A 25,297-nucleotide genomic window follows, 5' to 3' on the forward strand; every position below is an offset into this window, starting at 1 on the left:
TCAGCAGTGAAACGACTCTTCGCCGATGGTAGTGTGGGGTTTCCCCATGTGAGAGTAGGTCATCGTCAAGCGCCTAACCCCAAAACCCCAATCCGCCTACGCGGGTTGGGGTTTTGTCTTTGGGCAGAGAAAAAACGCGCGAAGCCAAATAGCTAATTACGCCCGCTGCGGTTGAGCCAAGAGGTCAGCGCGGCAAGCCTCGACTGGGCCTCAACAGCACTGAGCAAGGCGTCTACGGTCTGGAGCCGCTTGCCTGGATCAAGGGCCAAGCCCTGCTTTAGCACTTTCCACACACGCTGGGGCATATCACTCGGTCTAGTCGGCTGAGCGCTTATGGCTTCCACCTGTTTAGTGTCGACCTGTGGATAAGGTGGCTGGCCGTGGCACAGCTCATAAATGACGCAAGCGGCAGAGTACAGGTCTGTAGCCGTGCTCAGGGGGCTGCCGTTGAAAACTTCTGGCGCCGCATAGCGCGGTGTCCACGCGGCAAAACGCTCTCGTGACAGTTGGGGCAAGCCAGCCAGTGAGTTTTCTTTAGCGTGCCCAAGGCCGAAATCAAATAACCGAATGCCCTGGTTCCCTAGCATCAGATTACTGGGCTTGATATCGCCATGAATCACGCCTTGGCTGTGGATATAACGCAGCGCCAGCAGCAGCGCCAGTGAGAGGTCTCTGGCCTTGAGCCAGGGCAGTCCTTGGGGATAGCGTAACAGTAGGTCATCGAGGGTGCAGCCAGTGAGCAACTCCATGATGATGAAAGGCCGCTCACTGACCGGGTCTATCTCAAAGCCGAACAGACGGATCACATGGCTGTGGTGCAGTCGTGAGGTGAGGGCGAACTCGCTGTGCAGCAACGCGTGGGCATCGGCATAGTCGAGGAAGCTCTCGCTGAGGGTTTTCAGCGCCACGTAGGGGTGTGGATCACCAAGCTGTTTGCGTAGCAAATCACAGCCGCGGTAAACCGCGCCCATGCCTCCCACCCCAAGCAGGCGCTCGATGCGATAGCGGCCTGATAATACGTCAGGCAACGGCTGCGCGGACCTGGCAGGACGATCTGCTTGGCGCGGGTTGCCAGGGGCGGTGAAGGCGAAGTAAGTCAGCGCCTCCGAGCCTGCCACGTCCTGAATGCTCATAATGTTTCCTCACCGCTTCATCACCACGGCGCTGAGGTTGTCCCGAGCCGGCCCTGACAGCACCTGGTTGAACAAACGTGCCACTGCTTGCGTGGGCGTGCAGCAATTCAGTGCCGCACCCAGGGAATCTGCCGAGTGGCTCTGATAGAGGCCATCGCTACATAACAGCAGCACGTCACCGGGTAACAGTTCGAATTGCAGGATATCCAGCACCAATTCCTCACTGGCACCAATGGCGCGGGTCAGGACATGGGTTGAGGGATGGCGAGCCGCCTGTTCCGCACGCAGTTGCTGTCGATCAATCAGCTGCTGGGCGAGTGAATGATCGCGGCTGAGCTGATATAGATGCTTGTGGCGCCACAGGTAGCAACGACTGTCGCCGGCCCAGACGCATGCGGCGCGGTCTCCGGCAGCGAGTAGTGCCACGACCGTGCTGCCGACGATGGGGTCAGGATTGTCGCGCAGGAGGGTCAGATCGCGCCCCAAACGCAGATTAAGATGATGCAAGCAGTGGCGCAGTTGCTTTATACGGTCTTCCAGGCTGCCCTCGTAGGGTAAGTCAGCCAGACTTTCCACGATCAGCCGGCTGGCGAGGGCACCGTTATGATGCCCTCCCATGCCATCGGCCACGGCCCACAAGCCCCGCTCGGGCAGATTGAGTATGGCGTCCTCGTTGCGCGGGCGAACCTTGCCGGTGTCGGTTCGCGCGGCGCTGTGCCAAGTTAGCATCATGGCTGCCTCGCCCTCACAGGCTTGCAGGCAGCTTGAAGCCGCGCAATAGAGCGATGTCGAAGGGATTCGGCGAGCGCTGGCTATGCAGCAGGTAGTTGGCCCGCACTCCACCCAGGTTGGCTTTGAGCAACAGCACATCGCGGCCGCTGTGGTAATCCACTTCCATCAAATCCAGCAAGCGGAACAGCGACCAGGGGCCGGTATTCTGCTCAATGCCGATACGCCGACCACCTAACTCCTCAACGACCAGGCTGCTTCGCGCCTCGCCATCTTGGGTTGGCCAGCGGAAGGCTGTCTGCACAATGGGCCCGTGGCGATACTCCATCAGTTGGTTGCCCAGACGGAAATCGGCGCGACTGAGGCTGGAGTCCAGCGAGTAAGGTTCCAATTTGAACAGCACCGACGGCTCGGCGGGATTCTCAGTGAAGAAGCTGCGGTTGATTGTCTGCACATGGCTCATTTGGGCCAGGAACTCCTGCGACAGCGGCAGGCCGAGCCCGTCCACGCGGCGCAACTGATAGCGTCCGGCGCTGCCGCTGACGAAGGGTTTCAGGTAGGTATCGAAGAAACGCTGGGCAATGCCCTGACTCTTGAAGAACTCGCGAAAGTCGGCTATCGCCACTTCGCTCTGGCTGTGGGCATAGAAGGGATAACGCTGTTTCAGCGAGCCCTGATACGCGTCGTACAGTTCGCTCTGGTAGCGCTGATTGAGGTACTGGTGAGCTTCGTTGAGCACCAGCAGCCAGCTGTCTTCGGCAAGCAGGCCCAGCCAGTTTCCCAGCGGTAATGGTAAGCGGCCGGCGCTGCTGCGCAGCAGGTTGATGGCGTCCTGCTTGCCATTGAGGCGGGCTTTGGCGGCTTCAAACGCGGTCTGCTCCGGTGAGCTGGCATGCGCGAGTGTGGACAGCTGTGCTTGCAGGGCGTCCATGGCTTGCAACGTGGCGGTGAGATTGCCGGTGGGGCCGCCATGCTCATCGAGTAACTGGTGCAGCGGCTCGAAGCGGCGCTCCAGAGCCTTGCGCGAGGTATCCGGCAAGTTCTTGGCTAACGCCGCCTGGGCTTGGCGGGATGCCGCAGCGGCCAGTTGTCCGGCTTTGCCGAGCGAGCCGCCGAGGTCCAGTGCAGCGTCGGCCACCTCTTCGGTGGCTGCCGGCCCTTCGAACCTGGTGTTGGCTCGCACTTCAACCAGTAGCGCCAGCAACGGCGAGTTGGCCGCGCTCAAGGCGGTGAACTGGTCGGCGCCGCGCTGGGCATTGCCAATGGGCTCCAACGCCAGTTGCGACAGCGCATCGCCCCAGTATTGGGTGTAATCGCCGAAGTACAGCTGCTCGACACTAACTAGCAAGCGGCTGAGTTCGTTGAGGCTGAGGCTATCGCTTTCGCCCAGTACCCAGTTGTCGCGCAGGATCTCGCGCACCAGCTCGGCGCCTTGGGCAACGAAGTACTGCTGGTAACCACGCTGGGTATAAAAGCCGGGTATGCGGTAATCGGCACCGGTAAACACGCCGCCCTGTGGGCCGAGTTTCTGGTTGAGCTGATAATCCGGCATGCTGTGTGCCTGGTCGCGCAGCATGCGGTAGACCACCTCAGCCAACGATTCACTGCGCAGCACCTGCCGGGCCTCGGCGATCAGTTGATCGTTCAGCGGGTAAGGGCTGAAACCTTCGGCCAGCAGCCGCTCGAAATGGCTGTTCAGACCCTGTTGCGCTGTCGCATTGCCGGCGTAGCGCAGCGACCAGTCGCTGGCCAGCCACTCCTTGAGGAAGGCTGGGTCGCGGCGTGCTTCCATGTTCAGCATCAAATAGGCGCGCAGGCTACCCAACAGGCGGCTGCGCTCATCCAGGTTGGCGCGTACCTGGGCCTCCAACTGGTTGGCCACGCGCGGTAGCAGCAGGGTATGCAGATCGCGGTGATAGGCATCGTGCAGCACCGGATCGACGGCGTTTTTCTGGTACAGCCCGCCGCGCTGCAGCCAGGACACATCCGTGCCGGAAGGGAACACCTGGCTGGCGGCATAGCTACTGTCCAGCGCCTTGAGGGTCTGCAGGGCATCGTCCGCAGGGGCGATTTCCTGGCGTTCGCCGCCGAGTCGCTGGGCGATTTCACGCAGCTGTTCCAGGCGCCCGTGGTTGGCTGAAAAACTGTTGGCCCACAGCCCGCCAACGATCAACAGGCAGGCGAAGGCGCCGGCATAGAGGGCACGCTGTCCCCAATCGATGCGCTTGACCTCGCGTTGGTCGAGCCCCGCCAATTCGGCTTCGGGGAAAATTACCCGACTGAGTAGATGATGGATGAAGCGTGCGCGTCCGCTGCGATAACTCGGCAGGGCGGTGGCCGGCAAGCCGAGCTGGCGACCGATATCGACGGTGGTCGGATCCAGCGCATCCCGCAGCTGTGGCGCGCTGGTCAGGTAGAAACCGCGCAGCTGGCTGGCCTGCTGGTAACGGTTGCCGCTGAAGGCCAGCTCGATGAACAGACACAAGCGTTCGCCGATTTGCCCCATCTGGTGCGGAAAATCCAGGATGCGCCCGCGCCGCTGGGTGTCGCGCTCCTGATGCATGCGCATCACCACCTGGCTGTTTAAACGCCGCAGCAGTTCCTCGAACTCCTGGCGGACGACCTGCGCGTCAGTGCCGTTTTGCTCCTTGCGGAAGCTGGCCCCGAGCACCTGATCGCTTTCCTCGCGGGACAACTGGTCGAAAAACTCATCGAAGCCCTGCAACTGATCGGCTTTGCTCAGGACCAGATACACCGGTACCTCGACGCTCAGGCGTTCACGAATTTCGTGCAGCCGCTGGCGTGTCTGGCGGGCAAGATTTTCCAGCTCCAGCTCGTTGCCATTGAGCAACTGCTCTACCGGAACGGTGACCAGCACGCCATTGAGCGGCCGGGCACGGCGCTGACGTAGCAGGCCGAGCAGCGTGCGCCAGGCGGCGCCATCAAGGTGGGCGTCGGGCTGGGTCAGGTAACGCCCGGCAGTGTCGAGCAACACGGCATGCTCGGCGAAGTACCAATCGGCGTAGCGGGTGCCGGAGACATCCTTGGTCAGGCGCTGCTCCGAGCTGTGCAGTGGAAACTCCAGGCCGGAGAAATCCAGCAGGCTGGTCTTGCCGCTGCCGTGCGGGCCGATCAGCAAGTACCACGGCAAGTCGTTGCGCCATTTTTCGCTGCGACCGCGATACAGACTGGAGCGCCGTACGGTGCGCAGCGCCTGCTTGAAACGCTGGCGCAACTCGTGCTGTTCGTCACCAAGCAGTTCGTCGCGGCGCAGTTTTTCCTGTGCGTCCTCATCCGCCTCGGCTTGCTTCTTACGGGCCGTGGCGCGCCAACTGGCGAACACCATGCTTAGGCCCCAGAGCAAGAACAGCCCGCTGATACTTAGCAGGCGACTGGTGGCAGAGGCCCAGAATTTGGTGTCGTTGACGGCCAGCAGCGGTCCGACAAACCACACCAGCAAGGTCAGCATCAGTACCAGGCACAGGCTCCAAACCCAGGTTTTACGCAACACCCTGGCAACCTTGGCGAAAAAATCCTTCATCTCAATTCATCCCTGCAGACAATGTAGATCTATCCTTGGCCATTTCATGCACGTGATACGGTTGCAGCACCGTGTCGCGTTGCTCGCCAAGCACCCAGGCGAAGCCGGCATACAGCATGACCAGGCAGCTCAGGGTGCATACGGCAACCATCCACCAGGGCACGATACGCACCAGTCGCCGGCGCGGGTCGCGCAGGCCTTCCCAGTGTGGGGACAGTTCGCGAGGCACGTCGCCGCGCAGTTGGCGAATCTGCCGGTACAGGCTGTCGCGCACTGCTTCCAGCTCCAGCATGCCGCGGGGCAGCACGCGGTACTTGCCCTCGAACCCCAGCGACAGGCACAGGTACATCAACTCCAGCATGTGCAGGTGTTTGACCGGGTTGCGGGCCAGGCGCTCCAGCAACTGGAAGAAGCGTTCGCCACCAAAGGTCTCGTTGTGAAAGCTCGACAGCAAGCTCATTTGTGACCATTCGCTCTCGTTGCCCCACGAGGTGGTCACCAGCGCCTCGTCCAGCACGGTGCACAGCACATAGCGTGCGGCCATGACCTGAGCGCTTTCCGCACCTTCGTGCAGGGCGCGGTGCTCGAACAGTTTGATCTCACCCGTCAAGCGCTCCTTGAGCACGAACAGATCCTCGGGCTCCAGGGTGGGTTTCAGCCGCACCACTTCCGACAGCAGCGCTGAGGCTGCCGCGACCAGCGGGTTCAGGCTGATATTGAACGTTTCCGCCGGGCGCAGGCGCGCCGCGTAAACCATGCGTTCTTCCAGTTGTTCGTAGCGCGGCGCGGAAAAATCGGTCAGCGGGCTTTGCGCCGGCGTCGCGCCATGGCGATTGAGCACGACGGTCTTGTCATCCGCGAGGTTATCCATTTCTCTGATCATGTCGCTCAGTCCCTGATCGCCCAGAATTTCAGATCAAGCCCGGTGAACTCGCCGGACACGTGAAAGGCAAAGCCGCCGGAACGCGACAGCTGCGCCTGTTCCTCGGTGCCCAGCTCCAGGGCGAAGTAGGTCTTGCCGCTATGGAAAGGGATTTGTCGTGGCGCAACCGGCAGCGGCCGAACCTTTATGCCGGGCAGATGCAGGTTGACCAACTGACGGATCTGCTCCACCGGACCGACTTTCAGGTGCGCCGGCAAGCGTTGGCGCAGCGCTTCGGAATCGCCCTCGGCGCTGGCGGCCAGCACGAAGGACGCAGTGCCGAGCAGTTGATGATCGTGCAGCGGCGACACCTGGATGCCGTACTGACGTTGCTGCAGGGGCAATTCAACGGCGTGCTGTTCCAGCACCATCGACAGCACCTGCCGAATCGCATCCATCAGCGTGCGGAAGCTGGCGCCCTGGTGGCTATGTTGGTAGCGGCCGTCCAGCCGCGGACGCTTGCTTTCGCTGGCGAAGGTGGCCAACTCACCCAGAAGTCCGAGCAATTCACGGTAGATCTGCTCGGGATGCACCTGCTCCACACCCAGGTAATGGCGCAGCACCGGTTCGTGGCGGTTGATCAACTGCAACATCATGAAATCGCCAACTTCTGCGCCCCCGACCTTGCCCGTCGCACGAATGCGCTCAGCCAGGGTGTCGCCGCGGTGGGCGAGCATGCTGATCACCTCCTTCAGGCAGGACAGCAGGTAACCGCTGGCATGAAAGCTCACAAACGTGGGAATGAACTCCGCGCTCAGGCTGATCACGCCGTCTGGGGTGGTATCGAGAATTTCGCACAGCTGCAGCTTCACAAAGGCCTGGTCGCTCTGCTGCTCGCCCACCAGCAGGCGAAAATCCGGCCGGCCGCAGCTGACCTGGCTGATGCTGCTATCGCCCGCATTGGAATCGGCCACCTCGGTCTCGAAGGCCGTGAAGCGGGCCAGCACGTCTTTCTGTTCCGCACGGCGGCTTTCGATGTGGTTGCCGGTCACCAGCGGCAATGCCAGGTACACCGGGGTATTGCCGGTGTTCGGCGCAATATCCACAGCCAGTGGCTCGCGTTCGGCGTCCAGCTCGAACAGGCTGCCGTCTGGCAGTACGCCGCTGGCCTGGCTGACCACCAGCTTGCCCATGTTGAGAAATTGCCGATCAATCTCCAGGGTAAAAAAGCCCCAGGCGTAGCTGTGCAGATGCCGGGTGCGGGTCTTCAACTGGTGCTCGTAATGGCGGTCGTTCTGTTGGAAGTGCTGCGGGCGCAGCAGCATGCCTTCCTGCCAAATCACTTTATGCAGGCTCATGTTCAGTGCTCCTGCAAGGCGAAGGATTCGGCATCGATGATTTCGCGGGCGCCGAAGTGCAGTTGGACGCGGTGACGGGCCTCTTCCCGCAGCGGGATGACGAACCGCCAGCGGCTGTCCGGCAGGTCGCGGTAGGCGGCCAGCACGCCTATATAGCGGCTGCCGGGCTTGGTTGAGACTTTCAGGGTCTGGCTTTGTCCGGGGCGCAGTTCCAGCTCCTCCTGGGTCACGAAATCAGGCGCAAGCGCTTCTTTGGCGCTGCCATACAGCGAGAAGAAATCAGCATTGGCAAAGGCCGCCGGATGCTTGAGTTCAATCAGGCGCACGACGATGGGTGAAGGCCGACCGTTGAGGTCCGGATTAAGGCGCTGGCTGCCGGTCAGCGACAGGTCCAGTTTGGTCATCGAGGAACTGCAGCCGCCAAGCATCAGTAGAGCGAGCAGTAACGGCAGGAAAATCGAGCGAGGCATGCACATCATCCTTGAACGTCGGTAGTGAGGGTGGCGATCAGGCGCACCTGTTCTTCATAGGCCTTGGCAAAGTCGCGGGCGAGCAGGCGCTCGCTCCAGTCCTTGTCCTGCTCAAGGGCGCGGTGCCAGCGCTGATAGGCCCGCCAGCGGCTGCCACCGGTGGCCAGCAGCGGCTTGCCGTCGCGCTCGAACTGCAGCGCCAAACGCTCGGGCGACAGCTGTTCGAGCATGCCGTTGACCGCCGCGCGACTGGCGGCAAGCAACGCCACCTGATGGGCTTGCAAATCACGAAAGGCCTGGCTGATCGCCTGTTCGGCGGGCAGCTGGCCGGGTCTGTTGTCGCGCAACAGAGCGTTTAGCGCAGCCTGACCGTCGATACTGTGTTTGAGCGGGTTATTGCTGGCTCCCTGCACGGTGGTCAGGGCCAGGCGCAATTCGTTCTTCAATTCGCTGCGCGTGCGCAGGCTTTGTTGCAGGCTGCCAATGCTCTGCTTAAGCAACTGGGCGCAGCGCAGCGCCAGGTCTTCGCGTTGGGCTTCATCCAGCGTGTCCAGATCGACTCCCAGGGCCGCACCAAAACGCTCCCAGAAACTGGCAGGCGCAGGCTGCGGCTGCATCGCGACTTCGTGGGGCGGTGTGGGGCTCACCAGTGTGGGCGGCGGCAGGTTGTCCCGCTCACTGCGCGCATAATCGTGCTGCTGCGAAGCCTGGGCCGGGCGCGTCAACAGCGCCAGTTCATCGACCTCGGCATACGCGGCCACGGGTTGCTCCAGACCGTGCAAAGGATCGAGATCGAGAAAGGCATCGTCAGGAATCAGGCTGCCGGCAGGCTGTGGACGCCCAAGATCGCCCTCGAACAGCATAGGGTCCTGCAGCAACCGTGCACGGATCTGCACATCGCCCAAGCAATATTCACTGCCGTTTTCGATGCGCTGGGGCATGCCCTTGGGCAGGCTGGCCCCCGTGTCCTTGAGCTGGATGCCATTGCTGCTGGTGTCGGTCAGAAAAAACGCGCCGTCGCGATAACTGACTGTGGCATGCCGGCCAGACAAGACGCGCGAGCGATCCGGAATCACCCAGTCGCAACCCTCCGCCCGGCCAATGACGCCACCCGCTTGAGTAAAGGTTTTGCTGGTCAACAGGCCCGGGAGAAATTCCCCGGCACTGACCACATCGAATACCAGTTCCATGGTGTGTTGCTCCTTAAACTCACTTGCCGCGTTGAGCAGCCTGCGGCTCGCCCAGGGGACGGTATTGATCATCGCTCCAGGTGTAATTGCCGGAGCAGCCGGAGAGAGCGAGGGTTAGGGCCAGCAGGGCGAGGGGATAGTGGATGTTCATGACGTCACCTTTCATTGCAGTTGGGCGTGATGTGCTGAAATAGCGCGGGAAAATTGCGCCTGTTGTTGGCGCAGGGTCGGCAGGTTGCGTTCGTGTTCCTGCCAGCGTGCTATCAAGCTTTCCAGCTGAGGGTTGGTGGCCTGGGCGCCATAAAGCTGGGCTTTATCGACGTACTGCTCTGCCAGCAGCTTTATGCGTGCTAGGGTTCGCGGAAGGCGTCGGCGTTCAGCATTGGCCTCAGCTATCGCGCGCTCAAGTTTTTCCGTGTGGGACGGTCCGCTATATCGATGATCGGCCTCGTAACGGCGTCTGGCTTGCCGTTCCCAGTTATCAAGTTTCCGGTGATAGCTTTCGATTTCCTCGCGTAGCCAATGCTCTTCGCGCGCGGTCAGGTAGGTGCTCGGCATCGTTTCAGTCGCGGTTTTCCAACGCAGGATCGTGTTGTGGCAGGCCGAGATATAACTGGCCATGTAATGCTGTTTCACAGATGCGAGTTGAGCAACGAAGGTGGCGCGGTGTGGCATGTCGGCAGTGTTTTTCGCGGCGCAATGCGCACCGGCTGCGTTCTCGATGCCTGAACAGTCGGGCTGCCAAAGCAACGAAGTTTCCTCGTCTTTGGCAATTTTCAGGGGCAGGAAATGATGCTGCGTGCCGTGATGCTGGTAGGGATCACCCTGGAGATTGACCACACCGGCAAGAAAGGCCGCCCCACCAACTCCGGTGGTGCCAGTGATCAGTGCTGCTAGGCCAGGTATCCACAGGCGCTTGTCGGTATCCATCCAGGTGGCCGGCAGGCTGGGGATCGGATCGTTGTGATTTACCAGACGGTGATGCACCAACGCCGATGCCCCTTCGACGAAGGTGCGGTCACCGGTACGTGGGGCGCCGTAGGTGTAGAGCAGAACGTCAAATTTCTGTTCGTTTCGACGAATCCATTCAGCCAGCAGCGAGGCGATAGCGCCACCCAGGCTGTGACCGCAGACAACGACTTTTTGACCTGTATGAAAGTTGAGCAGATAGGGCTCAACAAAAGCCTTCACTGCCTTGAAGGCCCGATAGAAACCTTGGTGTGCTTGGCCGATGCCTTCCTCATAAGGAACTTGGGCCGCATCCAGATCGAGCATCAGGTCATCCGGGTTTTCCTGGGTACCGCGTACACCGATCAGGATCATGCGGTCGTCATGGGTGACATAGGCCTGGGTGTTGCTATCGGTGTGATCGAGGGTATGCAAGTCCCAGGGCAGCTGTTCCTTGTGCTTTGTGTAGCGCTGTGGATCGTAGGGCACGACTTCCAGGCGCTTGGAATACGGCACTTCTTCCAGAATGGGATAAAAGCCTTGAGCGCGATGAAATCGACCGGGCTCTTCAATCAGCGCGCCGGTCTGAATATTTCCGAGGCGGGCATTGAGCACATGGCCAACGGTGCCAGGTACCGGATAGGTGGGTGGTTGTTTTTCGCTCTCATCGTATTTCTGGCCGAAGCCGGCATAGGCAAGGTTGGTGAAGAGCGCCAGTTGGTAGGCATCCAGTGCGGAGAATGTGGGAGTCAGCGACAGCAATGGACGCCAGGCACGCAGTGCCCTGACTTCCAGTACATGATGCTTGTTGGGCTCCAGGGCAACGCCAAAAGTAACTCCATTCTGACGAGCATTGGCGGCCAGCACTTTTGAAGGGCGCGGCGCGACAAGAGTGGAGGCCGGCGGTAAATGGCTGGTGATTTCGACCAGGTCTCTGACCTCGACTCGATAGAATTCGGCTTTTTCCTTAACGGCGCGGGTCAGGCTTGCGCTGGGCTCGCTGGAAGGCCGTCGCAGGGTGTGTTCGGCGGCGACTTGCAGGGCGGTGATAGGCAGGGGGTAATTTTCCCTAATCATTAAACGCTCATACCAAATATCGGTACCGCCCTGATATGGATCAGAAAAGCGAAGAACAAACGGTCCGCTGTAACAATTATCAACTAGCGCATATCCATCACCATTCAATATTCCTGTAATTTCTTGTCCTTGCCCATCAATAACTAAATAGTGTAAGTCAGCATACGGCGCACCACTTCCAAACTCGTCAACCAGCCGGAAGCTAATCCAGTGTGTGCGTAAAGGGCATTGCTGGGCCTTCGCCGCAAAGGCTGCGGAAAATATTTCGTCCATGAATATTTACTCCGTGCAGTTCGGATATACCGTGCATTTACGACCATTTATTAGGAATGGTCGGAACTCAGGTGGGTTTTGGCAGCGAATAGAAGTATGTGTTTCGATACAGGGCTTCCAGCCAGCCGTGGTATTCAGCCATGTTCCTCTGAATAAAGGCCGTTCTTCCTGCGAATGCCTAAACTCCACATGCACCGTCTTGCCATTCAGTTCATCGCGGCGCAGCGAAGCGCCCAAGCGGCGTCGCTGGTCATAATCCTGCGGCACTTGCCAGTGCTCATCGGCTTCGTGACACACCAAAATTTTTACCAGCGAGTTGTTTTTTCCAATAAGGCGAAACAGCCACATACAGGTGCCGCGCAGTTCTCGCACGCCACTAGCGGGAAAGGGGGGCACGCTGTCGGGCAAGGTGTCGTAAATGCCCAGCGAGGCTCCATCGCGCCCTGAGCTCCAGTCGCCGGATCGAAACCGGCCAAACGCCAGCATGCTCACGTTGACCAGTTTCAGCGTGCAGCCTGCCGTGTGATAGGCCAACGGGATGCGGTAACGGAATGTGTGGGGCTCGCTCATGGGTTCGGTGATGGCCTGCTCAACATGCTCGCGGGGCACATAGCCGCCCGTGCCTGGGCTGAACCGAGCGCATGCCATGTGTTTTTCAGGCTGGTAGTACGCTGAGTACTGGAACCAGTAGTTTTCAGGCACTTTGCCCGTGAGTGTGAAATGCGCGCGGCTGGAATAGCTGACGGCCTCGATCGCGCCCTCCTTGATGGCGTTGCCGACCCAGGAACAGGAGCCGAGCAGCGCCACGCTCAACAACAAAATGAGGCGCCTCATGCCTGGGAGCCCTCATGGTTGAGCGAGGCGAAGATCGACTGGCAACGCAAAAAGTGATTCTCCGCAGCCTCGCCGGGCAAAGGCTCCCAGGCCGGATGCATATCCAGCGTGCCTCTTTTGGTGTTCAGTACCAGCAATACCTGTTCCGCCGCTGCCCAACCCCAGCGCTCAGCCAGATCGAGGCGTTCGTTCAGCCAGTGGCGAATGTTGTGATGCTTGGCCAGTGCGGTAGTGGCATCCGGCTGGGTTTCCCACAGCCATTGCTCGAGATTGTCCAGACGTATCTGTCGTGCGATGTGCTGTGGCTCTGGATACAACCACGGAGCGGGCTTACTAAACGGTTCAGAACCCGGCGCCGGATTATCCTGGCTGCGCCAAGCGCCGCCGTCCCAATAGAGGATCGAACTCAGCGGGCCGAGCAATTGAGGAAGCTGCTGGGATGTTAGGTGGGCAAGACTGCGTGCAATCACCCGGTTGTCCTGAAAGCGGTAAAGCGCAGGTTGCTCTTCCTCATCGATCAATATGCGTTCGCGCCAGTGTTGGGCGAAAATCGTCAGATCAATATCTGCTGCGCTGGCCAACCAACCCCAGTTGTCTTCAGGCGTATCTAGCAGCGTTTGCACAAGCTCTGCATCGGGGTTGTATAAACGAACCAGCCAAGGGCCGACCTCCGCCATATCGGCGAATTCGGTGTCTTGGTAAAGGTTGACGTAGTCCTGCATCAGGTCCGCGTTGAACAGGGCCTGGACTGGGTCCGGCTCGGCAAGGCGGTCGATAACTAGTACCAGTTCGCGCTGCTGTGCAAGCTGATCGGCGATCCACTCGGAGGCAGTGATTGTCGGATAAAGGCCTTGTTCTGCCTGCGTCATGCGAACCTCCACAGTGACCAGGCTTTCAATGCTTCGGAGGCGAGAACCAGCACAACCAGCATTGCCTGATGATCTTGCCAGTAGCCACCCGCCACGAGAATCAGCGAAACCGACGGGTATACGAGCAGGAGGCGGAATGGAATCTGCGCATAACCGAGGTAGCGAGCCCACCGGTAGCCACACAGGAACAACGCGGCGCTCAATATGATGGAAAACTGCAGGAGCCATGACATGGCTGCCATTGCCATGTTGGGGCCACCAAGTTCAGTGCCAAGCGCAAGGGTATTGGACAGGTCGGTGATATACGGGATGCGGTCGTTTTCCCAGCTCCTCATGCTGTACCAGACGACATAGAAGGCATCCAGAAGCCCCCATGTCAGCAGCGATTTTTTTATCCGTGCCCGTCTTCTGATCACGTTTCGGCATCCTTATTTTCATAAACGGTAGTGGCGGTTACGGGCTGCCAGTGCCACGACTTTCCTGACACGTGCCAGGCGTCCGGCCCTTCCAGATAGGTCTGCTCGATCCTGCGCTCCTCGCCGTAGCGACGAATGAGCGAGCTGGCAGCAAGGTGCTGTTCGTTGTCTCCCAGCGGTTGCCAAGTCTGGATCATGGTGCGCTTGGTGTGCTGATAGTCCTTTCCGTCTGAACCAAAAGCTCGACCTTGGTCGCTCATTGATGCGAGGCGATTGATAAGCAGCATTCCCGTATTTCGGACGCCATGGTAATCAACCTCCTGGGTCACCCATTTACCGGGGCCGCTTGTGGCTGGTGTCGCAGTGTTGGATGCGGTGACAGGTTTTGCCGTAGCGCGTGCAGGTGCCAATGTATGGTTAGGCGATGTGGTTAATGCGCTCGGCTGCACCGCACAAATGCCTTCTCGGCAGGCCTCGCAAATAGGGCAGCGGCTTGCGCCAAGCTGGCGCGCCTTGCGGGCCATTTGCAGTTGGACGTTGGCCAAGGCGAGCCGGAGCTTCTCTCCGGCCTTACCCTGCTCCACCGCTCCCGGAATAACGGGTGGTTTGATCTTGATGTGCGATCCAGTGCCCGGCGCCCCGCCGGAATTGATCTTGATCGTCGCGCCGCTGAGACTGACGCCACCCGGATCAAGCTTCAGCCAGCTGCCCCCGCCGCTGGCGGTGAGTTCCATGCCGGCGTCGATGACCACTTTACTGCCGGCGTGGTAGTAAATTTCGTCGCCGGCTTCGGTGAACAGGCCCGTGCCGATGCTGGTGTGTCGGCTGGCGCCGATGCTGAGGTGGTCGTCGGCGCGGACTTCGCAGCGCCGGTCGCCGTGGGTGGTGTGGTGTTCTTCAGCCTTGAATTCGCTGTAGCTGTTGGCAACCACGGTGTCGTGGCGCTGATGACCGACGTGCAGGGTCTGGTCGCGGCGGATGTGCTGCTCCCAGTCGCGCTGGGCATGCAGGTATATGTGCTCGGCGCCTTGCTTGTCTTCGATACGCAGTTCATTGCTACCACCGCCACCGGGTGAGCTGAGCGTTTTAAACAGGCTGCGAGTTTTGTGCGCCGGCAGGTCGTAGGGCACCGGGTTTGTCTTGTGATACAGGCAGCCGGTGATCAGCGGCTGGTCCGGGTCGCCTTCCAGGAAACTGACCAGCACTTCCATGCCCACGCGGGGGATGGCGAGGCTGCCGTATCTATCGCCTGCCCAGCCGCTGGCCACGCGCAGCCAGCAACTGCTCTTGTCATCGCCTTGGCCGTCGCGATCCCAATGCTCTCTGTCCCAAAAGAAGCGAACCTTGACCCGGCCGTATGCGTCGCAATGGATCTCCTCGCCAGCCGGTCCGGTGACCACCGCGCTTTGCGCCGCGAGCAGGCGGGGCTTGGGGTGTTTTAGCGGCGGGCGGAATGGCACGTCCCAGGGCGTGGCGGTGAAGCGGTTGCGGTAGCCCTGCTGAAAACCGTCGGCCGGGATGGTGTCGCTGGTCATCACCTCTTCTAGCACCTGCGGTTGCTTGCCTTGGTGCTCAACCTCGGTCAACAACCACAACTGGTTCCACTCGGCGCGCGGGTGCTCGCTCATTTCAAGGAAATGCCCGCAGCCCAGCAGGGGCTGGTCGCTGTTGCCCGCAGCCTGCTGATAATCGGCGCGGTGGCGCTCAAGGGTCCGCTGAGCCAGATGTTTGCCACGGCTGCGTTCGGTGAAATGTCCGGGAAAGGCGTAGTCCTGCAGCACCGGGTCTCTCTGGCTGGAGACACTGCTCTCCAGCTGCAGGCGAGGTTTCTGGAAGTCGTAGTCGCGGCGGATGACGGCGCTGGTGCGGGTTTCCAGGCGCACGCCAAAATGCTTGATCACCGGCTCGGTGGCGACCATGCCGGAATCCGGCAGGTAGGCGGTGGGCCGGCCCGGTTTGGGGAACCCTGTCTGATCATCGCCAAACACCAGCACATGAGCCTCGGCATTGTGCTGGAAGTGGTAATGCAGGCCTTCCTCTTCACACAGACGCTGCACAAAATGCAGGTCCGTTTCGCCGTATTGCACGCAATAGTCGCGGGCCGGATAGACGGTCGGGCCCAGCTGGAACCGGTAGGCATCAGCCTGGATGCCGTGCTCTTCGAGGAGTTGAGCGATGATCTGCGGCACCGTCAGGTGCTGGAAAATCCGCGAGTTGCGGCGCAGGGCGAGCTGGCTCAGTTGCGGCGCCAGAGTCAGGTGATAACGCGTCAGGCGCGAGCCCGAGTCGCCTTGGGCGATCTGTTCGATCAGCCCGTGCACACCGCTGCCGCTCGTGGAATACGCCAGAAAGGCCGGTTGCCCGAGCAGGTTGTCTAGGTCGAGATCCGGGCGTTCGCTGACCAGTTCCAGTACAAAGCGATAGGGCTGGCTGATCGCTTCGCGGCCGTGGAATGCGAGCACCTTGAAGTCGTGGGCGATACCCTGAAGGTCGAGAGTGAAATGATTCTGCGTGGACATGCTCATCTCCTTGAGCCTCATAGATCGGCGGCGCTGATCTTCAGGCGCTCCATGCGGTACAGCAGCGTGCGACGCGGAAGCTCCAGTTCGCGGGCGGTCTGGGTCTGGTTGCCGCCGTTCTTGCGCAGGCAGTCCAGCAACAGGTTGCGCTCGACCCGCTCCAGGCGTTCGCGCAGGCCGCTACCGGAGGCCACAGGCTCGTTGGTCTGCGGCAGGTTGAAGTGTTCCGGCAGCAGCTCGTTGCCGTCGCACAGCAGCACCGCGCGCTCCACCATGCCCTTGAGTTCGCGCACATTGCCGGGGAAGGCATAGGTGGCCAGGTGTTCCAGCGCCGCCGCAGACCAGCGGCTGGCCTCGCGCTGCAGCAAGGCGCAGGCGGCATCGGCGAAATGCCGAGCCAGGCGCAGGATGTCTTCGTCGCGTTCGCGCAGCGGCGGCAGTTCGATGGGGAAGTTGGCCAGGCGGTAAAACAGGTCTTCGCGGAACTGGCCCTTTTCCACCAAGGCGCGCAGGTCGCGGTGGGTGGCGGCAATGATGCGCACGTCGACGGTATGGGGTTCGGTGGCGCCCAGCGGGCGGACCTCGCCTTCCTGCAGCACGCGCAACAGCTTGGCCTGCAGGATCAGTGGCATGTCGCCGATCTCATCGAGGAACAGCGTACCGCCGTGGGCGGCGTCCAGCAGGCCGCTCCGGTCACGGTCGGCGCCGGTGAACGCGCCTTTGCGGTAGCCGAACAGCTCGCTTTCCAGCAGGCTTTCCGGCAGCGAGGCGCAGTTCTGCACGATGAACGCTTTGCTGCGGCGCAGGCCGCAGTCATGGATCGCGCGCGCCACCAGCTCCTTGCCGGTGCCGGTTTCACCGGTGATCAGCACGCTGACCGGGTTGTGCAGTACCTTGCCGATCAGGCGATACAAGGCGCGCATGCTGGGGCTGTCGCCGATCAGTCCATAGCCGCTGGCGCAGGGGGCGGTAGTGAGCGGGCCGTCGTCTTGCGGAGCGTGCAAGCGGCGCAGCAGCTTGAGTTGGGCGAGGGCGAAGGTGCCCAGCTGGCCCAGCGCGTCGGCAACGCTTTGCAAGGCGTGGGCGTGACGGCTGGCGAGCACCAGTAGGCCGCCGACCTTGCCCTGTTTATCTAGCAGCGGACAGCACAGCAGGCTGCGCCAGGCATGCGGGCTGGCCGGCAGGAAACCGGTGTTGTGCAGGCGCGTATCCAGCTCGCCCAAAAACAACGTGCGGTTCTGGCACAGGGAAAATTGCAGCAGTTGCTCGCCGTCGTAATCGCTCGGCAGGCTAGCCGCCTCGCGAGGCTGCAGCAGCCCATCGTGCCATTCAGCGCACAACCACAGGCGCGTATGGGTGTCGTCCAGCAGGTACAACTGGCTGAGCTCGCAACCTGACAGTTGCGCAGCCGCCTGCACCAGGCCGGCCAGCAGTCGTTCACTGCTGGTGGCATGGGCCAGTTCGGTGAGGTGCGTCAGCAGCGCCTCGGCATGGCGCAGCGGTTGAGCGATCGGCGTGAGGCGGGTGGGGATTTCAAGCGAACTCACAGAGTAGGCCTCCTTCACTGTCGAGGGTGGCGTGAACGTGCTGCAGAGGTTCGCCGCCGGCCATGGCGTCGAGCAGGCGGTCGACCACCAGCGGTTGCAGATGCAGGTCGAGCAGTTGATCGATCAGTCGTGCGCCGCTGTCGCTGTGGGTGCAGCGCTCGGCCAGGTGGGTGATCAGGTGGGCGCAGTGGCTGAAGCGCACCTGACGGCGTTGCAGGCGTTCGCCGAAGCGCGCCAGCTTGAGTTCGACCAGCTCGTTGAGCACCTCGCCGGCCACCGGGTAGTAAGGCACCACGCGCATGCGCGCCAGCAGGGCGGGTTTGAAGTGCTGGCTGAGCGCTGGGCGGATCGCTCGTTCCAGAGCCTCCGCCTCAGGAAGCAGATCGCCGGCGCACAGGCTGGCGATGCGCTCGCTGGCCAGGTTGGAGGTCATCAGGATCAGGCAATTGCGAAAGTTGATCTCGCGGCCTTCGCCATCGTTGGCTACGCCCTTGTCGAAGATCTGGTAGAAGACGTTCATCACCTCCGGATCGGCCTTTTCCACCTCGTCGAGGAGGATCACCGAGTAGGGCTTCTGGCGCACCGCCTCGGTGAGCATGCCGCCCTCGCCATAGCCGACATAGCCCGGTGGCGCGCCGATCAGCCGCGAAACGGTGTGCTTTTCCTGGAATTCCGACATGTTGACGGTGGTGAGGAAACGCTCGCCGCCGTACAGCAGATCGGCCAGGGCCAGGGCGGTTTCGGTCTTGCCGACCCCGCTGGGGCCGACCAGCAAAAACACGCCGACCGGCGCATCAGGCTTGTTGAGCCCGGCGGCGCTGGCGCGCATGGCGCGATCCAGGGCGGCGATGGCCTGCCCCTGACCGCGCACCCGCTCGCGCAGATCATCGGCAAAGGTGGCGATTTTTGTGCTGTGTTCGCGGGCCAGCTGCGCCAGCGGCACACCGGTCCAGTGGCTGATCACCTCGGCGACCAGGCGCGGGCTGACTTCATGGCTGACCAGGCGCTCGGCGGCCTGGGCCGTGGCCAGTTCTGCCTGGGTGGCGCGCAGTTGATTGTCCAGGGCTTGCAGCGCGTCTGCGGGCGTGTCGGCCAGCCGGGCCTCGGCGCACTGCTGGCGCAGTTCGAGCAGGCGTTCGGCCAATGTCCGTTGCTGTGCCCAGCGGCGTTCCAGCTGTTCGCGTTCGATAGCAGCCTGCGTCAGGCGCTGTTCCAGCTGGGCGAGGGCCTCGGTATCCACCAGCAGGCCGGCGTCCAGGTCGCGGCGCAGGGCCAGCACTTGGCGCTCACCCTCGGCGATTTCGCCGCGCAGGCGCTCCAGCGCTTCGGGCGCGGCGGCCAGGCTGATGCGCACCCGGGCGCAGGCGGTGTCGAGCACGTCCACCGCCTTGTCCGGCAGTTGCCGTCCGGCCAGGTAACGCGCCGACAGCTCGGCGGCGGCGACCACTGCGTCGTCACGCAGGTAGATGCCGTGGCTTTTTTCATACACCGGCGCGAGCCCGCGCAAGATGGTCACCGCCTCGTCCACCGTTGGCTCGTGCAACTGCACCGGCTGGAAACGCCGCGCCAGGGCCGGGTCCTTCTCGAAGTACTTCTTGTATTCGCTCCAGGTGGTGGCGGCGATGGTGCGCAGCTCGCCGCGTGCCAGGGCCGGTTTGAGCAGGTTGGCGGCATCGCCGCTGCCGGCCTGGCCGCCGGCGCCGATCAGCGTGTGTGCCTCGTCGATGAACAGGATGATGGGTTTGGGCGCGGCCTTGACCTCGTCAATCACACCCTGCAGGCGGCGTTCGAACTCGCCTTTGACGCTGGCGCCGGCCTGCAGCAGGCCGAGGTCCAGGCACAACAGTTCGACGCCTTTAAGAATGTCAGGCACTTCACCGCTGGCAATGCGCAGGGCCAGGCCCTCGACGATGGCGGTCTTGCCCACGCCGGCCTCGCCGACCACGATGGGGTTGTTCTTGCGCCGGCGGGCGAGGATATCGACCATCTGGCGGATCGCGTTGTCGCGGCACAGCACCGGGTCGAGTTTGCCGTCGCGTGCCTGCTGGGTGAAGTTGTGGGTAAAGCGCTGCAGGGCCGATTCACCGTGGGCCGGGGATTGTCCTGGCTGCTGCGGTTGCGCGGCCAGGGCGAACTCGCGCAGACGTTCGACGTTGAGTCGGGCCAGCAGCGGCTGGTAATGACTGCCGGCATAGCGCAGTGGATTGCGCAGCAGCGCGAGGATCAACGCGGCCTCGTCGATGCGCGGCTGGCCCAGTTCCAGGCTGGCCAGCAGCAGCGCGTCCTGCAGCCACTGCACCAGTTCGTTGGCAAACACCGGGTTGCGCGATTCGCTGGCCTCGCCCCGGGGGTGCAGCACGCGGGCCAGCTCGCCGGGCTCGATTTCGGCGTCCTGCAGGGCGCGCTCAAGCAGGCCCTGGGGGCGTTCCAGCAGACCGAGCAGCAGGTCCTCGACGAGAATCTTGCTGCCGCCGCGGACTACGCAGCGTTCGGCGGCGGTTTCCAGGTCCCGCTTGGTGGCGGCATCCAGAGCCTGGACGAGCTGTTGCAAATCGACATTGAGCATTCATCAATCCTTAATGAAGAGGGGGGCGCTGCGCAGGGTGACGAGGGCGTCGGTCTGTGTATGGCCCAGCCAACTGGTCCAGCCGAGGCTGCACTGACTGTCAGCGGAGAGCCGCAATTGCCTGTCCGGGTGGTCGTCGCGGTGCAATTCCAGGGTGATGTCGTAGTCCAGCGGGTCGCGCAGGATGAAACGCACCAACGCACAGAGCGGCTGATAGGCGCTGCCGGTCGGCAAGAAATCGTGGAAGCGCTGCCAGGACAGCTGATGGATGTGAATGCGGAATTTGCCGCCGCGATCACGCACGTGCTCGCCGAGCACCAGGTTTTCGCCCAGCTGGCTGTTGCCCAGGCCCAGGCGGTTGAGCTGGTCGGGCAGGATGTCCACACGCCGCTCCAAGCATTGCTCGAGGGTCAACGCGGCATGTTTGAAGTAATAACGCAGCACTGACTCGATTAGTGCCGCCGAATGAGCGCGCTGGCTGAGCAGGCCCAGGTAGGGCAGCAGGCGTTTCCAGTTCAGCTCGGCACTGTCGCGGATGGGCGCGCCGCCCAGGCCGATCAGAGCGAACAGCTGAGCGGAGAACGGGTCGCTGGCACCGGCGCTGAAGCGGGCGTGATAGCGGTATTTCTGCCAGATGGGCAGCAACAGCCGCTGCAGGCGGTGGTTGAACAGGTCGAGAAATTCACGGGTGGGATTGCCGCTTTCATCATCGCCCAGGGCCTGCTCGCCATAAAAGGCCGGCAGCGGCGAGCCAGCGCCCACCAGGCTCGGCAGATTGATGCACAGGCGTGCGCGTAGCTCGCCGTGTTCCTCGAAGAACTCCACGCGCTCGATATCGCTGCCGGGAAATCCCAGGCTCGGGTTGGCCTGGAGCTCCAGCCGCTCATAGAGCGCTTCGTCGTCCAGGTGCGGATGTGCGGTGCGCAGCCGGTCGAGCACCAACAGTACGCCCTGGAACAGGCTGTACTCGCGGATGCGCGGGCTGAGCGATGTCACAGCAGCGGTTGCTGACCCATGCGCGGCGACCATTGGTACACCTCTCCTTGCAGGCTGCGCACGTGCAGCTCGTGATACGAATTGAGGCTGGCGTACAGGGCAAAGAACTCATTGAGCACCGAGGCGAATAGGAACAGATCGCCTTCGCCCAGAAAGCCCTCCAGATCCATGCTCAGCTCGGTGCGCACGCCGCGCACCGGCAGGCCGCGGTGTAGGCGGTCGATGTGCTGATGAGCAATCTGCTTCAGCCCGCCGAGCCGCTGGCGGCTGACATTGGCGGCGTGTTTGTCGTAGTGGCGCGGCAGGTCGTAGGTTTCCAGAATCACCTTGAGCGCCTCGACGTTGGCCAGCGACAGGTAGTTCAGCGACAGGTTGGAAATCAGCCGCCATAAATAATCGCCGTGCAGCGGCGGGGCGTAGCTGGGTGTCACCGCGCTGATATTGCGGAAGGTGAGGAATTCCGGGGTGTCCTCGCTGGGCAGGCAGATGTCGCCGAGCTTGAGCTGGCGCGGCAGGTTCTGGTTGGTGCAGGTCAGCTCGATGGACAGCGTCTCGTGCGAATCGAGGCTGCGTTGGCCGAAGCTCAGCCAGGTTTCCAGGCCGTCGCCGAACAGCGAGGGTTGCTGGCGCACGCTGTAGTGCGGGCGCGCCAGCGGCACGTCAAAACTTGGGTCGTGCTCGAAGGATTCGAACGGTACGTATTCCTCGTAGCCCATGCCGCCCGGCTTCCAGCCCGTGACTCGCTCGACGGCAAACACTCCGCACTGCTGCGTGTCGTATTCAGCCGGCAGCAGCCGGTACTGGTCCTGCTTGCCGTCCAGGCGGATCGGCGTGGCGTCGTGGGCGAACAGGTTGGCCACCGGCGTGCAGTACAGGCGCACGTTGTCCACCGTCGGGCGGATCCGCTGGCCGTCGGCCTTGCGAATGTCGAAGCGCAGCAGCAGGCCACGCGCACGCTTGAGCAGCGCCTGCGGCTGACGCCCGATCGCGTCGAGGCCGAGCAGGTCGACGAAGAGGAATTTCTCCTCGAAGGCGAAGTATTCCTGCAGGTGGCGATAGCCGCGAAAGGTGTTGAGCGGGTAAGGCACCAGTGCTTCGTCTTCCGCGAAACCCACCGGGTGCACCTGATCGCTCTTCAGTTGGATACCCGCGACGGGCTGGCCGTCGGCCTCCTGCAACGGCGCGCCGGCGGCATCCAGCAGCACTACTTCGATGCCACCCAAGTTGCGCAACAAGGCCAGATAGAGCATCTGGCTGATATGCCGTTCGCCCGCCAGGTGAAGCCGCAGTCGGCTGAGCCCAAGCTCGCCGAGGTGACCGTCGGCACTCATGGCCAGGCGCAGGCTGAGCAACGCGCCGTCGCCCTTGACCGCATAGTCCAGCGCCTGCAACGCCAGTGGCAACACCTCGGTGGTCTGGCAGGTGCGAAAACGGCAGGTCACCCCCTGCACCGGTCGCGCCTCTACCGGCGTATGGCGCGGCACGGTCAATGCCGGGCCGGGACGTTTGAGCGGGTCGAATTGCAGCATGCTGAAGCCCGGCAGCGGACGCATGTAGTTCGGCCACAGCAAATGCATCAGCGAATGGGTCAGCTCCGGCAATTCGTCATCAAGCTTCTGACGCAGCCGTCCGCTGAGAAAGGCGAACCCTTCCAGCAGCCGCTCGACATCTGGGTCGCGCCCGCTCTGCCCGAGGAATGGCGCCAACGCCGGATTGCGCTCGGCAAAACGCTTGCCGAGCTGGCGCAGGGCGCTGAGTTCGCTCTGGTAGTAGGAGTTGAAGGACATTTCAAGCGCCGATCAGTACGGTGCCGGCGCCTGCCGTCACCACATTGCCATGGCTGCCCATTGAGCCCTGTACGGCTGCCGGTTTGCCATTGATCAGCACCGTTGAAGCCACGGCGCTGGCCAATGTGCTGCCACAACCGGTGGGATCGCCCAGGCGCGCGGCGGGCAGGCCTTCGATCAGCACGTCGGGTGAGCCGGCGGTAATCGGGTTGTTGCCGTGGCCGGGAAGCGGGCACGCGGTGGGGTCATTGACGCGGGCGGCAGGTTTAGCAGACATCCGTGTTCTCCTGTTACTGCACCTGAACCTGTCCGCTGCCATCCAGGCTGGCGGAAAAGCTCACGTGGCGGTTGACGCCTTCCACTGCGAGCCAGCCTTCGATGGCGAAGGCCAGGCGCAGGGGATCGTGGGCGCGGGGCAATGACACCACCCGCACGCGGCTCAGGCGCGGTTCATAGGATTCGATGAAGCGTTCAATGGCCAGGCGCGCCTGCTGCAGCGAGTCGTGCAGCGACAAGCGCATATCGTTCAGGTCAGGCAATCCGTAGTCGGGCAGCGTTTGCACGCTGCCCGCGCGGGTGCTCAGCATCTGGCTTAGATGGGCGGCCACCGAGGCCATGGCAGCCACTTCCAGACTGTGCCCGGCGCGCTGCACGGTGGTGCCGCCCAGGCGTTCGAACAGGCTGCCATAGCTCACTGCGGGTTATTCCTTATCCAGCTTGCCGACCAGCGACAAGGTGAAATCGGCGCCCATGTACTTGAAGTGCGGTCGCACGTTGAGGGTGACGCGGAACCAGCCCGGCTCGCCCGCTACCTCATTAACGATCACCTGGGCGGCGCGCAGCGGACGGCGGCTGCGCACTTCGGGATTGGGATTTTCCTGGTCGGCCACGTACTGGCGAATCCACTTGTTGAGCTCCAGCTCCAGGTCGGTGCGTTCCTTCCAGGCGCCGATCTGCTCGCGCTGCAGCACCTTCAGGTAGTGGGCCAGGCGGTTGACGATGAACATGTAGGGCAACTGGGTGCCGAGCCGGTAGTTCAGTTCGGCATTCTTGCCTTCTTCGCTGTTGCCGAAGAATTTGGGCTTTTGCGCCGAGTTGGCGGAGAAGAACGCGGCGTTGTCGCTGCCCTTGCGCATGGTCAGGGCGATAAAGCCTTCCTCGGCCAGCTCGTACTCGCGACGGTCGGAAACCAATACCTCGGTCGGAATCTTGGTCTCGATCTCGCCCATGCTCTCGAAGTGGTGCAGCGGCAGGTCGTCCACCGCGCCGCCGCTCTGCGGGCCGATGATGTTCGGGCACCAGCGGTACTTGGCGAAGCTGTCGGTCAGGCGGCTGGCGAAGGTATATGCGGTGTTGCCCCACAGGTAATGCTCGTGGCTGCCGGCCACGGTTTCCTTGTAGACGAAGGTTTTCACCGGGTTGTCTTCAGGGTCATAGGGCGTGCGCAGCAGGAAGCGCGGCACGGTGAGGCCAACGTAGCGGGCGTCTTCCTGCTCGCGAAAGCCTTGCCACTTGGCGTATTGCGGGCCCTCGAAATGGTCCTTGAGGTCCTTCACGTCCGGCAGGCCGGTGAAGCTCTCCAGGCCGAAGAACTTGGGGCCGGCCGCGGCTATAAAGGGTGCGTGGGCCATGCTGGCGACGCTGGCCACATGCTGCAGGGTCTTGATGTCCGGGGAACTGGGGTCGAAGAAGTAGTTGGCGATCAGGGCGCCCACCGGCTGGCCGCCGAACTGGCCGTACTCGGCGGTATAAACGTGCTTGTACAGACCGGACTGGACGACTTCCGGACTGTCCTCGAAGTCCTCGAGCAGGTCCTGCTTGGAGGCGTTGAGCACTTCCAGCTTGATGTTCTCGCGAAAGTTGGTGCGATCCACCAGCAGCTTGAGACCGCGCCAGGCGGATTCCAGCGACTGGAAGCTCGGATGATGGAGGATCTCATCCATCTGCCGGCTGAGCGTGGCGTCGATCTCGGCGATCATGCGATCGACCAGGGCCTTTTTTACCGGCTCGTGCTGGTTATGCGGCTTGAGCAGCTCCTCGATAAAGGCCGAGACGCCGCGCTTGGCGATGTCATAGGTGTCGTCATCGGGGGTCAGGCGGGTTTCGGCAATGATGCGGTCGAGGATGCCGACGTCGGCGAGGCTGTTGCCCGGTTCGGCAAGCGATGCGGAAGTGGTCATGG

General features: G+C 62.2%; 19 protein-coding genes and 1 pseudogene. All 20 read right to left on the reverse strand.

All coding sequences use genetic code 11. The annotated features are described in order from the left end of the window. Nucleotides 1-152: 152 nt before the first annotated feature. Nucleotides 153-1,133, reverse strand: coding sequence for a serine/threonine-protein kinase (locus H9642_RS00005; protein WP_251834365.1), 981 nt, complete (start codon nt 1,131-1,133; stop codon nt 153-155). A 9-nt stretch (nt 1,134-1,142) separates the two neighbouring features. Next, the gene (locus H9642_RS00010) at nt 1,143-1,865 is read right to left on the reverse strand and encodes a PP2C family protein-serine/threonine phosphatase (RefSeq protein WP_251834366.1); all 723 of its coding nucleotides are present in this window, start codon (nt 1,863-1,865) and stop codon (nt 1,143-1,145) included. 13 nt (nt 1,866-1,878) lie between these two features. Next, entirely contained in the window at nt 1,879-5,403 is a 3,525-nt protein-coding gene (tssM, locus tag H9642_RS00015; protein ID WP_251834367.1) for a type VI secretion system membrane subunit TssM, read from the reverse strand. A 1-nt stretch (nt 5,404) separates the two neighbouring features. Beyond that, nucleotides 5,405-6,286, reverse strand: a complete 882-nt coding sequence (gene icmH / locus H9642_RS00020) for a type IVB secretion system protein IcmH/DotU (protein WP_251834368.1) — start codon at nt 6,284-6,286, stop codon at nt 5,405-5,407. 5 nt (nt 6,287-6,291) lie between these two features. Beyond that, complete coding sequence (tssK, locus tag H9642_RS00025; protein WP_251834369.1) at nt 6,292-7,623, reverse strand: type VI secretion system baseplate subunit TssK; 1,332 nt, start codon at nt 7,621-7,623, stop codon at nt 6,292-6,294. 2 nt (nt 7,624-7,625) lie between these two features. Then, nucleotides 7,626-8,093 (reverse strand): type VI secretion system lipoprotein TssJ, encoded by a 468-nt coding sequence (gene tssJ, locus H9642_RS00030; RefSeq protein ID WP_251834370.1) that lies wholly within the window; start codon nt 8,091-8,093, stop codon nt 7,626-7,628. A 5-nt stretch (nt 8,094-8,098) separates the two neighbouring features. Further along, nucleotides 8,099-9,283: a type VI secretion system-associated FHA domain protein TagH gene (gene tagH, locus H9642_RS00035; protein WP_251834371.1), complete on the reverse strand. Its 1,185-nt coding sequence runs from the start codon at nt 9,281-9,283 to the stop codon at nt 8,099-8,101. Between the two features lie 19 nt (nt 9,284-9,302). Continuing rightward, nucleotides 9,303-9,434, reverse strand: coding sequence for a type VI secretion protein (locus tag H9642_RS00040; RefSeq protein ID WP_251834372.1), 132 nt, complete (start codon nt 9,432-9,434; stop codon nt 9,303-9,305). Nucleotides 9,435-9,445: 11 nt separating this feature from the next. Further along, on the reverse strand, nt 9,446-11,581 hold the full coding sequence (locus H9642_RS00045; protein WP_251834373.1) for a lipase family protein: 2,136 nt from the start codon (nt 11,579-11,581) through the stop codon (nt 9,446-9,448). Between the two features lie 6 nt (nt 11,582-11,587). After that, on the reverse strand, nt 11,588-12,415 hold the full coding sequence (locus tag H9642_RS00050; protein WP_251834374.1) for a hypothetical protein: 828 nt from the start codon (nt 12,413-12,415) through the stop codon (nt 11,588-11,590). Beyond that, nucleotides 12,412-13,284 (reverse strand): DUF4123 domain-containing protein, encoded by an 873-nt coding sequence (locus H9642_RS00055; RefSeq protein WP_251834375.1) that lies wholly within the window; start codon nt 13,282-13,284, stop codon nt 12,412-12,414. Before H9642_RS00055 ends, H9642_RS00050 begins: the two co-directional genes overlap by 4 nt. Then, the gene (locus tag H9642_RS00060) at nt 13,281-13,700 is read right to left on the reverse strand and encodes a hypothetical protein (RefSeq protein WP_251834376.1); all 420 of its coding nucleotides are present in this window, start codon (nt 13,698-13,700) and stop codon (nt 13,281-13,283) included. The genes H9642_RS00055 and H9642_RS00060 overlap by 4 nt, the downstream gene beginning before the upstream one ends. A gap of 446 nt (nt 13,701-14,146) precedes the next feature. After that, a pseudogene (locus H9642_RS00065) lies at nt 14,147-16,225 on the reverse strand (type VI secretion system Vgr family protein); the annotation flags it as partial. An 11-nt stretch (nt 16,226-16,236) separates the two neighbouring features. Then, nucleotides 16,237-17,766 carry a sigma-54 interaction domain-containing protein gene (locus tag H9642_RS00070; RefSeq protein ID WP_251834377.1) on the reverse strand — a complete coding sequence of 510 codons (1,530 nt, stop codon included), beginning with the start codon at nt 17,764-17,766 and terminating at the stop codon, nt 16,237-16,239. Next, on the reverse strand, nt 17,753-20,332 hold the full coding sequence (gene tssH / locus H9642_RS00075; RefSeq protein ID WP_251834378.1) for a type VI secretion system ATPase TssH: 2,580 nt from the start codon (nt 20,330-20,332) through the stop codon (nt 17,753-17,755). Before tssH ends, H9642_RS00070 begins: the two co-directional genes overlap by 14 nt. Before the next feature lie 3 nt (nt 20,333-20,335). Further along, complete coding sequence (gene tssG, locus H9642_RS00080) at nt 20,336-21,361, reverse strand: type VI secretion system baseplate subunit TssG (protein WP_251834379.1); 1,026 nt, start codon at nt 21,359-21,361, stop codon at nt 20,336-20,338. Continuing rightward, nucleotides 21,325-23,115: a type VI secretion system baseplate subunit TssF gene (tssF, locus tag H9642_RS00085; RefSeq protein ID WP_251834380.1), complete on the reverse strand. Its 1,791-nt coding sequence runs from the start codon at nt 23,113-23,115 to the stop codon at nt 21,325-21,327. Before tssF ends, tssG begins: the two co-directional genes overlap by 37 nt. A 1-nt stretch (nt 23,116) precedes the next feature. After that, the gene (locus tag H9642_RS00090; protein WP_251834381.1) at nt 23,117-23,392 is read right to left on the reverse strand and encodes a PAAR domain-containing protein; all 276 of its coding nucleotides are present in this window, start codon (nt 23,390-23,392) and stop codon (nt 23,117-23,119) included. A gap of 13 nt (nt 23,393-23,405) precedes the next feature. Continuing rightward, nucleotides 23,406-23,810, reverse strand: a complete 405-nt coding sequence (gene tssE, locus H9642_RS00095; protein ID WP_251834382.1) for a type VI secretion system baseplate subunit TssE — start codon at nt 23,808-23,810, stop codon at nt 23,406-23,408. A 6-nt stretch (nt 23,811-23,816) separates the two neighbouring features. Then, nucleotides 23,817-25,295: a type VI secretion system contractile sheath large subunit gene (gene tssC, locus H9642_RS00100; RefSeq protein WP_251834383.1), complete on the reverse strand. Its 1,479-nt coding sequence runs from the start codon at nt 25,293-25,295 to the stop codon at nt 23,817-23,819. Between the last annotated feature and the right edge of the window lie 2 nt (nt 25,296-25,297).

The organism is Serpens gallinarum (genome assembly GCF_014836765.1).
GTDB classification, from domain to species: domain Bacteria; phylum Pseudomonadota; class Gammaproteobacteria; order Pseudomonadales; family Pseudomonadaceae; genus Serpens; species Serpens gallinarum.